General features: G+C 45.7%; 9 protein-coding genes and 1 pseudogene. 4 read left to right on the top strand and 6 right to left on the bottom strand.

Annotated features, from left to right (window positions below; genetic code table 11):
* Positions 1–447 precede the first annotated feature (447 nt).
* Positions 448–2,769, top strand: coding sequence for a TonB-dependent receptor domain-containing protein (locus HPS56_RS05300; protein WP_128703273.1), 2,322 nt, complete (start codon positions 448–450; stop codon positions 2,767–2,769).
* 62 nt (positions 2,770–2,831) lie between these two features.
* Here the strand turns inward: HPS56_RS05300 and mobV are convergent, their stop codons facing one another.
* The 6 genes from mobV to HPS56_RS05270 all read right to left on the bottom strand — a co-directional run bounded on the left by mobV (position 2,832) and on the right by HPS56_RS05270 (position 9,716).
* Entirely contained in the window at positions 2,832–4,454 is a 1,623-nt protein-coding gene (gene mobV / locus HPS56_RS05295; protein WP_128703271.1) for a MobV family relaxase, read from the bottom strand.
* A 384-nt stretch (positions 4,455–4,838) separates the two neighbouring features.
* A complete protein-coding gene (locus HPS56_RS05290) occupies positions 4,839–6,182 on the bottom strand; it encodes a DUF3987 domain-containing protein (RefSeq protein WP_128703269.1) in 1,344 nt (447 codons plus the stop codon).
* Positions 6,179–6,544, bottom strand: coding sequence for a helix-turn-helix domain-containing protein (locus HPS56_RS05285; RefSeq protein WP_128717272.1), 366 nt, complete (start codon positions 6,542–6,544; stop codon positions 6,179–6,181). The genes HPS56_RS05290 and HPS56_RS05285 overlap by 4 nt, the downstream gene beginning before the upstream one ends.
* 938 nt (positions 6,545–7,482) lie before the next feature.
* Positions 7,483–8,016, bottom strand: coding sequence for a GNAT family N-acetyltransferase (locus tag HPS56_RS05280; protein ID WP_107036474.1), 534 nt, complete (start codon positions 8,014–8,016; stop codon positions 7,483–7,485).
* A gap of 2 nt (positions 8,017–8,018) precedes the next feature.
* Positions 8,019–8,177 (bottom strand): hypothetical protein, encoded by a 159-nt coding sequence (locus HPS56_RS05275; protein WP_164913280.1) that lies wholly within the window; start codon positions 8,175–8,177, stop codon positions 8,019–8,021.
* A 276-nt stretch (positions 8,178–8,453) separates the two neighbouring features.
* Complete coding sequence (locus HPS56_RS05270) at positions 8,454–9,716, bottom strand: tyrosine-type recombinase/integrase (protein WP_128703462.1); 1,263 nt, start codon at positions 9,714–9,716, stop codon at positions 8,454–8,456.
* A gap of 231 nt (positions 9,717–9,947) precedes the next feature.
* On the opposite strand from HPS56_RS05270, the pseudogene HPS56_RS05265 reads away from it, so the two are divergent.
* The 3 genes and pseudogenes from HPS56_RS05265 to HPS56_RS05255 all read left to right on the top strand — a co-directional run.
* A pseudogene (locus tag HPS56_RS05265) lies at positions 9,948–11,177 on the top strand (ATP-binding protein); the annotation flags it as partial.
* Positions 11,178–11,193: 16 nt separating this feature from the next.
* Positions 11,194–11,904, top strand: a complete 711-nt coding sequence (locus HPS56_RS05260) for a hypothetical protein (RefSeq protein WP_172275014.1) — start codon at positions 11,194–11,196, stop codon at positions 11,902–11,904.
* A gap of 5 nt (positions 11,905–11,909) precedes the next feature.
* On the top strand, positions 11,910–12,734 hold the full coding sequence (locus tag HPS56_RS05255; protein ID WP_172275011.1) for a hypothetical protein: 825 nt from the start codon (positions 11,910–11,912) through the stop codon (positions 12,732–12,734).

Below are 12,734 nucleotides of genomic sequence, written 5' to 3'. Positions count from 1 at the left end.
TCCTTTCTCATGGAAGATAATATATTATTATTCAGTGGATTATAAATTATATATTGTACTAATGTTGTACTAATTAGTTGGATAAATCGAATTTTCGAGGTTCGATTTATGGATTTTTAAGAGGTGTTTGTTTTATTTAATTGACTTTCTTTCGATGGATTTTCCGAGGATTTGAGGCTTGGAAACACCGGGCATTGAGAAAAAATCGTTAATTTTGCAGTCGGATTGGCTGCGGTCAGTCCAGACATTTTGGTAAAATAAGAAGCAATATGCTTATCTTGTAATTGGAAACGTAGGAACTTTTCAAGCGTGCAATGATAGCATAGTGGTTCTCACGCATATGCGTGGGTCACTATTGTTACATCTGCACGACAGGTTTCCTACGACCTCCAATTACGACGTGGCATAGTTGGCTCACGTTTTTGCATTCAAATAGTACATCACAATATGCGTAAATCAATCACATTCATTCTTCTTTGCTTGATGTCGCTGTCAGTATCGGCTCAAGCATTAAAGGGCTTAGTCGTAGGAACGGATAAAGAGCCTCTTCCGTTTGCCAACGTGGTTCTTCTCAAAGACAGCACATTTGTCAGTGGGGTCGTAACTGATGATAACGGCATATTCGTCTTTGAACAGCCGTATTCTTCCGCCAATAAGATTAAAATAGCTATGGTGGGTTACGAGGATTATCTTGCGCCGATTGCACCGACAGGCGATTTCGGAACAATCACGCTGAAAGAATCTTCCGTAATGCTCGACGAGGTAGTTGTCAAAGCCAATCTGCCGACAACGCGCCTCAAAGGAAACGCAATGGTAACAAGTGTGGAGAATAGTGTGCTGTCCAAGTTAGGAACCGCAAACGATGTTCTGTCACATCTTCCGTTGGTGAGCGAATCCGATGGTTCATTTACCGTTTTTGGAAAAGGAACACCACTTATATACATCAACGGTAAACTCGTAAGGAGTTCGACTGAATTGCAGCAACTAAGTTCTGAAAATATACGTTCCGTCGAGGTGGTAACGAATCCCGGCGCACAATATTCATCGGAAGTGCAATCCGTTATAAGAATCAAGACCATACCGCCTAAAGGCGAAGGCTTCGGCGCAAATCTCTATGACCAAATTTCAGCCTCACATTTTGCCCGGAATACAACGGACATATCACTGAATTATCGTCATAACGGATTGGAAATATTTGGTAATGGATATTTTTATTTCGGCAAAAGAAATAATAAAAATGAGGCTGAAATGCTGACCTATGGGGATAATACTCTTCATCAATTTATAAATGCGGAAAGCGATGTAAAGGCAAATAATTTATATGGTAAACTTGGTTTCAGCTATCAATTTTTGGAAAACCATTCCATAGGAGCCTACTACCGCATAGGCCGAGAGAGGGATGATGTTCACTCCTACGGAATATCCAATGTCAGCCTTTATACCCAATCGGAATTGACATCTTCCGATGAAATATCTTATGATTGGCTGAACAAGGGCATTGTAAGACCTGTGCAGGAAGCAAACTTGTATTACAATGGCTCTTTCGGAAAACTTGATGTGGATTTTAATGCGGATTTCACACAATCAAGGGGTGATAGAAGCGATGATCAATTTGAAACCAATGCAAATAACCCGGATGATGACCGACATATCGTATCGGCAGGGTTGAAGAAAAGCCGATTGTTGGCGGAAAAACTAATCCTTTCGTACCCGGTCTGGAAAGGAAGTATTGAGTTAGGCGAGGAATACACCAACTCCAGATTGAACTATGCGAATACTTATGATGGCGCGCCAATTGACAATTCATTGACTGACATTCATGAGGATAACATAGCTGCATTTGCCTCCTTATCGCAGACATTCGGAGTGGTTAATATTTCGGCAGGGCTAAGATATGAACACGTTAATTATAAATACTTTGAAAACAATCAGCTTCAAAAAGACCAGTCGAAAGACTACAACAATCTCTTTCCGACGTTCTCTTTGAGCGCACCAATCAATAAAGTAAATCTTTCTTTCTCGTTCACCAACAAGACACGTCGTCCAACCTACCGACAACTTGATGGAGGCATCGAATACATCAATCGGTTTTCCTATCAATGTGGTAATCCAAAGTTGCAGCCGACTAAAATGTATATGTTCCAATTGATGGGTATGTGGAAATATTTTTTCACCCAAGTATCGGTCAATCACGAAACTGATGCTATCTTTTGGAAAACAAGCGCATATAAAGATGATTCGGCTGTAAAAGTGATGTCTTTTGAAAATGTGCCACATTACACGCAACTGCAAGTAGCCATTGGCGCACAGCCGACAATTGGGTGTTGGAAGCCTCAACCTGTCATCGGTATGATGAAACAATTTTATACCACAACATATCGGGGTGAGAAATTATCCCTTGGAAAACCGTTCTTCTCGTTCACTTTTGAAAACCTTTTCTCTTTGCCGAAGAATTGGACTTTGGGAGCGGATTTTCAATTCACGACTGCTGGCAATGGACAAAATACATTTATGAAACCAACTAATAAAATTGATTTGTTGGTGCGTAAATCATTCCTCAACAATAATCTTTCTCTTACCTTGTATGCAACTGACCTGTTGAACAACTATCCCGACAGAACTACAATGTATAGCGGAGATATAATGACTTATACCTACAATCAGTTTGAAAGTCGCTCAATACGATTTGCTGTAAGATATAAATTCAATACCACCCGTTCTAAATATCGTGGTACGGGAGCCGGAGAAAATGAAAAGAGCCGTATGTAAAAAGGTCCTAAATTATTGTTATAGACCGCCGAGAATGAATTTTTCTCGGCGGTCTTGTTATATCAGCGTCTAATACCTCGGCTGAACGTTTGTTTTAGGCGTTGCCATTGCTCTTTGAGCCATTGGAACACACGGGTGCCGTTGATGTGGAGGTGAAATTTGTTGTCCGTGGGGCTGCGCTTGATTTGCACCTCTGCGTTGGATACATCGAAATCTTGACGGTATGTTTCCGAATGGATGGTGGCTCCCTCCTTGAAATATCGCGTTTTCTGGTCAAGCAAAGCACGGGTTACAGTGTCCGACAAACCGACCTCACGGCATTCCCTCGCCGCCTCCAACATCGGAAGCACATCGGGGAAGAATGTGTTGAGGTCGGTTTCCAGATAGTTGTGTATCCGGATTGTGGAAGCCTCACTCTCCTTTTGTCTGCGTAGGCTGTCGGAGAGGTTGGACATCTCACGGCGAAAATCCTGCTCCATTGCCTCGGCTCGGTCTTTCAGCTCCCGGATTTCATTGTCTTTCCGTGCAACCTCGGCTTCAAGCCGCTTGGTCTTGCTCCCGGTGAAGATGTTGGCGATGTTGCTGACGGCTTCCTTTCGCTGTGCGTCGCGCTCGGCTTTGGCTTCATCACGCTCACACATGGCGGTTTCAGCCTCCTGCCGTGCCTCGGTGGTCTGCGCCTCGTATGCCTTTTTCTCGGCGGTCAGCCTTTCGGTGTCGGCTGCAAGATTCTCCCGCTGTGTCGACAGCCTTGAGGCTTCTTCCGAAAGTCCGGCATTGGTGTCGGCAAGCGATTTGTTCTCGGCGGCGAGAGAAGAATTTACCTCGGTCAGCCGGGTGTGTTCCGAATAGAGTTCGCTGTTAGCCTGCCGCATTTCCTCGTTTACCACTCTCATTTGTTTCCGTTGAGCGTCGAGGGCGATTGTCTGACATTCAAGATGACCGACCTTGCTCTCCAATGATTTCTTCTCTTTGTCGAGCTTCTTTTTCTCGGTGGAGAGTTCGGCGACATCCTTTTCAAGTCCGGCTTTCTCGCGCTGGCATTGGCGGTAATATTCGTGTTGGTCGATATGCCGTGCTTCCGAACCCCGGATGCCTCGCTCCAATCCGTATTTCGCCATTGCCTCGGCATAGAGGTCTTGGTAACGGCTCATCGCCTTACGCTCCATTATGTCGTCGGCACACAGCCGGGGGCGGTTGGTCGGCTTGGTGCGGTAACGCTTCTTAACCGCCGCCTCCCTCGCTTTCTTCTTTCTCTCGGTTGTGACAATCGGAACGACCGCTATGTGGAGATGCGGTGTGCGCTCGTCCATGTGCAGGGCTGCGCCGACAACATTGTCACTGCCGAATGTGTCACGAACCCATTTGATGTTGTCGGCTATCCATTGGTCGAATTTTCCGGCGTCGATGATTTTCTGCATACCCTCGTTGTCGGAGGTCATCACCATGTTGAGGCAGCGTACTTGCCGGTCGGAGATTTTCCGGGTTATCCCGGCATTGGCTATGCGGTGTTCGACAGCAGCCGCAAGCCCGGTTATCCCGTCGGGATATTCGACCAGCCCGTAGCGGTTGAGGTGCGTCCGCTCCGGGTCTGCGTTGTCGGGATGGGAGGTGCGCTCGATATGCCTGGCTATCGAGTTCAAAGACGAGTTAGCCTTGATGATGTGGAACACTGCATAGCTCATAGGCGAACGAGTTTTTGTTGCGGAGCAATTGGAGTGTACGGCTTCATGTTAAGCCGTTGAGGGGTTTCCAAAGGGATGTCACCCTTTGGCATATTGGGGATATTTTTAGCGTTGTCGCAGACAATGCGGCTCGAAAAATTCCCTAATATGCTAAGGAATTTCCCGCATGGCTGTAATTTCCGTGCGCGGCAGCACGGATGGAACTGCTCCCCGTATAAGGGTCGCAGGGCGGTAAACCACTGTAACGGGTATAGTGGTACACCGAGAAAAAAACTTGATTTCATCATTTCAAATTTAGGGATACACTCGTGGCACTTTCGGCATTTTGGCACAATCGCCCGTGAGGGTGAAAATGCCAAAGTGCCAAAAATGTCAAGGGTAAATTTAGAATTTTGTGTATGTGCCGTGGCTGTCGCGCGAGAAGAAAACGCCCCGTTTATCACGCAGGAAACGTTTGAATGTCCGTTCCGGCATTCCGTTTTTGGAGGCGATGGCAACGCCCTCGGCGGTGGTGAACGTGTCGGGCAGTTCCGACATCACGGCAAGCTGCACATCGGTCAATCCGTCCTCGCCGATTATGCCCTGCACCTTTGCGGCTGTCACGCGGAAATACTCCGTCAGCCGGATTGAACGTTCGACAACGGCAGTGTCTATCGCCTTTTTCTTCTTCGCCCCGGTAGCCCAATCCGCAACAGCCAGCAGGAGGCAGAACCTCACGGCATAGATTTCGAGTTTGCTCGCTATGGCGGTCTGCGTGTCGCTTTCCTCGGCGTTGCATTTGTCGGTGTAGTCGTTCTGCCATTTGACAAGGCGGTCGAACGCTTCGGGTGCAAACAGCACGTTCTCCGGGATTACATTGCCGTTGGTGTCGGTTGCCGGAACAATATCCGTCAGCTTGAAGATTACCTCACGCCATGCCGCCACGATGTCGAATGAGGGTGTTTTTCTCTCGCTGCTCCATTTCACTTTGGATTGGTCATCCGGCACTACAAAGAGAAAACGCTCCATGAAGCCGTTGGCGTTGCGGTTTCCGGCGGCGAGTTCGCCCAGCACTTTGGGCTGGATCGTACCGATGACGCACAGGAACGGATTGGCGATGAACACACCGCTCTGGCTGCTCTTGCGGTCGGACATGGCTACCTTGTGGTTGAACACCGACATCCAGAACTCGGATTCGGAGCCGTTGTTGTAGCGGTTGAAGTTCTTGAACCATGCGGCGAGTTCGTCGGCATAGAGGCACAGCCCCCTCGGATTTTCCGAGAGTATGCGGTGGACTGCCTCCGGGGTTACATCCTGCAAGGTGAACCGTATGCGCCTCGGCTCTGCCGGGTTGGTGTCGTAGCCGTTGGCGGCTCTCTCTTTCGGCGGCAGCTCCATTGCCGCCCCGTAGCGTTTCATCGCCTCGTTGAAGATTGCCGACTGCTCCGCGTCGAAATCAATCAACGGCTGCATGGCGAAACTCAAAGGGTGGCTCTTGTTCGCTCCGGGGCGGCCTACAAGGGCGACGAAAAGAATGCAATACTCCTGCCAGCAGGTATTGTATTCGACCTTGTGGGTGTTGCCTATTGCCGCCGACATAGCCGTGAGCATTGACATGGCGAGATAGTCCTTCGGGAAACCGAGAGTGACGTTTGCCTCGTCGATTATTTCACGCACTTTCTTGGGGAGTACATCGAGAGGGAAAGGATTGCCAATGTTTATCTTTTCGGCGGTATCTTCTTTTTTCATCGCTTACCCCCTTTCTGTGCTACGGTGGCGGGTACAAGCACACCCACGGCGTTACCGTCTATCAGCTTGGATTCGGCCCATTCAAGCAGCTGCGATTTCTTGAAATGGAGTTTTCGCCCGAATTTCTGGAAAGGGATTGTTCCCTTGCTCGTTTCCTTGTAAAGCTGTCCTCTCTTTATGGGATAGCCGTTGGCATTGAGAAAAGCCAGCGCACCGTTCATGTCGAGCGATTCACATTCTGGTTTCGCTGCCTCTGCATCGGTTGAAGCAGATGCTTCCTTTTCGGAGAGATACGCCTCTACCGACCCCCTCACAAGAAGTTTGAGGACTTCCACGAAGGGGAGATTAAGAAAATCAGTCATGTTCATTGTGGATGTGGATTGATTAGTGGTCAGGGAAAGTTTTAGCGCATTGGGCATAGACTTTTCAGAATTAAAAACGTGTGGATTTTCATCATACAGATGTGGGGGTGTTGTCAAAGGGTTAAAATAAGCCTCACAGCCCTGACTACACCCGGAGGGATAAGGCTGCTTGACTACCGTTAATATAATAATCGGGCAACTGCCCTTTGCCTTGCAAAACAGCGAAAATCATTGAAAATGATTTTGTCCTGTTATTGCCACGGGATATAAGGCAATTGACAGGGCTTACACTCGTACTGCCGCTTTTATATACGTCATATACGGATATAATAAAAGTCAATTCTCAATGGTTCTTGCTTTCGCAAGTGGTGCAGTCGGCAGAGGGGGTAGCACTGATGTCGCTATAATCATTGTAGCGGTTTTAATCATTGTTCCCGGCATATCGGCTGCCAATGCTCCGTTACTACAAACAAGGAAATTTCCATGATGGTTCGCTGTGTCTGGCTTTGTCCGTGTTATTCCGCCATACGTCCAGCTTTTTCTTTTCGGAGTTCGTTTCCTTGATTGCGCGACGAAATTACAACCCCGGCACGGAATATCCAAATTTTCAGCACCTTGCGACTTGCATTGACTAATGGCTGACTGAAATCGGCTAATTCTCTGCCAGGATTGCTATATTAAGTTACGAAAATTTTTCGGAATTTGCAAATGATGCGTTGATTTCACTGCGCAGGAGGCAGTGCGTTACCAAAATATCCGGCTAATCCAAATGCAAACGCTATGAATCCCACTAAAATTAAGATAATGCCTCCGATTATAAGTGTTAGAAGCACCACAAGCCAAGGATAATGAATTTTTTGCGCCAGTAGATTCATTATCCAACGCATTAGAAATAATGCGAGAACCAATATACTTATGAAAACAACAACCCCCATTTATCAATCGGGAAAATTGATAAGGTCGAAATACATCGCCCTTGTAGGAGAATGTTTGTCTTTATCGGAGAGGAACATAAAGCCGCATTTCTCATAGAACGGCACGGCTGCGGCGTATGCGTCAACCGTGATGAAACGGCAAGCACTTCGGCGCATAGTGGCGAAAATATGCTTTACTTGCAGGAGAATCGCCCTGCCTATCTGCTTTCCGGCATAGTCTTTCGAGATGGCAAGACGACCGATTTTAACTGCCGGATATTCCTTGCGCCGTTTGGAGTTAGCTACGCGGCGGTTAAGACGGTTCCACAGTTTCTTCTCATCGGGGTCAAAAACAATCTTGTCGTTTAGCAGGCTGTAATAAGCAACGGTCTTGTCCGCCTCGTTATCTTCGAGCAGATAGGTCAACGCCATCATCGACTTGTAGTAGTTGACAGCATCGGAAATTAAAAAGTCATTCAAATCGGCATCGCCGCAATCGAATGACTTTATCCGTGTATCGGCATCTATCTGCCGGAAAGTGAATTTGTCAAAGTCCATAATTACATCGGGAATGTGCTTATGGCTTTGAACGCCTCATACGCCTTTCTCGCCGCTTCCTTTTCAGCCTTGCTGACGGGAGCGGGATTCGCCATTCTCTTGGCGAAATTCTCAGCGTCCTTGCCCCTTAATACGGGGGTTTCTTTGATAGGTCGTGCCATGTCTGTACTCCTTTGTTGCTTATTAGATTACAAAGATACAACAAATTTCTGATATATAGAGTTGTTAAGTCGAGAAATCTTGCAACCTTGATTGCAAGTATGCTGTGAGAGGAAAAAGGACACCGGGTATCCCTCCCAGTGTCCCACCACTAAAATCCACAATCAAAATAAATTTATGACTGCGATTCGTATGCAAAGTTAAGTCTTTATTCTCACTTGCACAACCTTATAACGCTCCGACAATGCGGAAAGTGCATCAAGGCGGCGAGAAAAAACTCAATCTTTATCGTCCTCGGTGTCGAAATTTGTTTTGCCGAGGCTGTTTATCGCCTTTTGTTTGAGAGCGTCAACGACATGGAGATATTTCTCCGTCATTTTGATGCTTGCGTGTCCTAACAACGCGGATACGGTCTTTATGTTCGCTCCTGCGTTGAGCAGGTTTACAGCGAAACTGTGGCGGGCGCAATGCCATGTGATATGCTTGGTTATGCCCGTCAGTTTCACCCACCGGGCAAGATGCTTTCTCGCCGTACCCTTGTGTGGAAGAATAAATATCTTCTCTTTTGCAGGGTCATCGCCTTTGGGAGTGCCTATGAGTTTAAGCAGTTCGTCATTCAGCGGTGTCACAACTGCGGCGTGTGCGCTGCGTCCTGCGCTTTTCTTTTGGGTGAAACGCATTACCATTCCGTCCGTGTCGATATTGGCGAATGTCAGCTCCGACACATCGCAGTAGCGCATCCCGGTATGGCAGCAGAAGATGAATGCTCTCTGCACCTCCCGGTGTTCGCCCTCGTATCGGAACGAAGCCAGCTTACGGATTTCTTTCGGTGAAAGTATCTCCTTGAGCATTACATTCGTGTCATAGACAATGCGGATGCCCTTGCACGGGTTCTTGCGCATGAGTTCTTCCTCCACAGCGTCGGCGATAACTTTCTTGAACCAATGATAGTTCTTTCTCGGCCCCTCCCCGGTGCATTTCTTCCGCAGATAGTTGGTGAAGCCCATTACCATATCGGGAGTGATTGCGTCCATTGGCAGGATAGTCGCATATTTTGAGTAGATAGGATTTTCTGCCAAATACTCTGTGAAACGGATATAGGAATACTTGTATGACTTTCTTACGGATATTGTGAACGCCTCGTTATCGCGGTGCTGCTCGAAATATCGGAGGAAGTTGCTCTCCTTTTCCTTTTTCAGCCGATAGCCCTTGCGGTCTTCAAGCATCTCCTGCTCACGCTCGAAACGGATTTTTTCGGCGAGTTGAAGTGTGCTCTTGTTCTGCTGACGCTCCTGCGCGGTGCGTGGCGCGACCCATATGTAGAGGTTCAACGCCTCGCGGCGGCGTTGGTGTCTGACGGTGTATTTCGGTTTCCCTTTCATCGCCCCTTTGGTATAGAGAACGGGGTTGCCGTCATCGTCATATACGGGAGCCTCCGTCCTGCCGAGATAAAAGTCAAGAGCGAGGCTTGCCCGTCCATCGCTCATGACGTGCTGCACAAGGCGCGGATTTTGTTTGAGTTTGTTTGGTAGTCTGCCCATAAATCTTTAATTTTGTGTTCGTAACGCAAAGGTAGCGACGTGTTGTGAAACACGGAAATCGCTCACAACATCTATTAACAATCGAAACGGCGTGATGTTGTACTAATGTTGTACTATTTGCGAAAATAGGCGCAAAAACAAGAAACTCACCGCAAAAGCCAATCGTCGTAACACGCTGACAATCATTTAATTCATTTTGCTTGGCTTATATCCGTTTTACTATGCTCAAAACATACCTTGCTTGAAGTGAAAGTAAAGGCAGGAACGCTTACACCTTATTACTATTATCAGGATGGGACACGTACCGCATATGTACGAGTTGGCAATGAAAGCGTGGAGTGTAATTCGCAACAGCTTCTTTCATTGGTATTGAAAGGTACGCACATGACTTGGGATTCACTGCCTACCCAAGTGGATGCCAGCAAGCACTCTTTCATTATCCTTGCCAATACTTTCCGCGAACAGACCCATCAGGAATGGAATGACAAGTATCTGGAATCATTCGGTCTGGTTACTCCTGACGGTAAATTGACCAATGCCGGATTATTGTTCGTGGATAACTGCACCGTATTCCAATCACGTATTTTCTGCACCCGTTGGACTGGACTCTATAAGGATGATGCCATCAGTTCCGTAGAACACCGGGCTAACCTAGTATTGCTATTGAAATACGGCATGGACTTCATCAAGAACTACACCATGAGCGGATGGGTGAAGATGCCGAACTATCGTCTGAATCTCCCTGACTATTCCGACCGTGCCATCTTTGAAGGGTTGGTAAATCATCTTATCCATAGAGATTATACGGTAATGGGCGGTGAAGTGCATATTGACATTTACGATGACCGTGTAGAATTGGTATCACCCGGTGCTATGCTTGACGGAACACAGATTCAAGACCGTGACATATTTAAAGTGCCTTCCATGCGCCGCAATCCCGTCATTGCGGATGTGTTCACACAGTTGGACTATATGGAGAAACGTGGTTCCGGCTTACGGAAAATGCGGGAACTTACAGAGAAGCTGCCTAATTTCTTGCAAGGGAAAGAACCACAATATCAAACGGAAGCGACTTCTTTCTACACCACGTTCTATAATCTGAATTGGAGTGAGAACGGCAGAATACCTGTCGAGGAAGTGGCCAACAGGGTAAATAGTACCCTCGAAAAGTACCCTGTAAACGAAAAATGTTCGGGAGAAAAGTACCCTGTAAACAAAAATAGTACCCTCGAAAAGTACCCTGTAAAACGAAATGCCAACAAACCTGTTGGTAGAACGGCTCAACGTATTATAGATATGGTCATATCTAACCCGATGATAACTCGTGAAAAAATGGCAAATGAATTGGGTATCTCTTTGGATGGTGTCAAGAAACAGATAAAGAACCTTCGAGATAGAGGCATTCTCATCCATGAAGGTTCTGACAAGGCTGGTTATTGGCGTATAATTGTTAAACCATAAGCCGAGCAATAAACCTATGGGAACATCTTTCATTCCACTTTGTGCAATAATTGCCGTCTTGATTATCGCCTTTTTGTTTGCTTCCTTACCGCAGATAAACCATAAAACGCGATACAGAGTACTTTATGCAATAGCCATCATCATGCTATTTGCCGTTATTCCTATCAGTGAGTATATGTCTGAGAATACCAAAAATCCAAACAGCAATTATCTGCTTGTACTAATATTCGATATTGCAGTAGGTTATTTCTGTATGTACATTGCCGCATTGCTGAAATTCAATGTCCTTAAACGAAAGAATCAAGCATTGGAAAATGCCTTGACCGAAAAGCAACAAGAAAATGTAGCAATTCTATTGGAACATCAGAATGAAAAGCAACAAGCACTTCAGCAAAGAGAACTTGAATGGTTAGCAGATAAAATCAAAATGTTCACAGAGGAAGAGCAGAAAGCTATTCTTGCCAGTGCTTGCGCATTTGCAGAACACGGCTTGATAATCCCTCCCTCAATAACTATTCAGCAAACAAATACATGTAGTCAGCAAGATCTTATGTATTTTGTTTGTTCTGCTTTTTTCAACATGAGCAAGAAGCGTAGTGATATTGTAAGTTTCTTATCTCAGGTCTTTCCGCTTTACTTTCCTGCAGGAGAAAGTGTATTGGCTAAAAAGATGCCGGGATGGGAAAGAGTAAAAGAAAGGAGAGAGAAAGAAAAAGAAATAAAATAACGATTATGGAAAAAGAAATAATCATATCAACAATACTTGACGTTTGCAAAGACATGGGTCTAAACTATATAACCAAAGTAAAGTCTTCCACATGGAATGCAGATGTTGTTGTTGAACATAATACATACAAAGTGGCTTTCAACGTGTGCAAATGTCCTCGCAATGTAGAAGCTACATACAAAGCTATGCGTAAAGAGCGCGTTTGCGGATGTTGGCTACTACTGCCAGCCGCAAACGCGTCTTATCAGGAACAGAGCCTGCCATGTTTTAATCTCATATCCCAAACAGATAAGGAGTTTGTTTGTCTCAATTCTGTCATGAATGATAATTCTAATAATCAAATAGAATTACCAATGTTCCTTCATTCTCTTATTGATGGTAAGATAAGATTTGCAAAACAAGCGGAAATCAACAAAGTTGAATTGTGCTTCTATAAAAATGAATGTTGGAAGTGCCATAGAGAAAATGATGTATATTTCGTCAATTGTCTCTTTTCACGAGAAGGTGTAATGATTGGTGGGCAGCATTTAATGATGAATGAAGACATTACATTCAATCCATCTATTATCAAAGGACTTAAGAATTTTATACATGAGCATCCGTCTGAAACATTCATTATGGGCGAAATAAAACCAAGATATAGTAAAACGATAGGAGAAGCATATCCTTCGTTTGGTTGTGCCCAATGTGACAGTATCTTCGGAAACTTTTATCTTCAAGAGAATATGATGGAACTCATGTACTGTACGGATAATTTGCGTAAAGTTATTATCACCCTTGATGAACCAATAAAAGTACCTGCTCATTGTTGGTACAAAGTAAATAATTGA

This window comes from Xylanibacter muris (assembly GCF_013166605.1).
Lineage (GTDB): Bacteria > Bacteroidota > Bacteroidia > Bacteroidales > Bacteroidaceae > Prevotella > Prevotella muris.
Note: the sequence above shows the minus strand (reverse complement) of the source record. Positions and strands in the feature narration are given on the sequence as shown.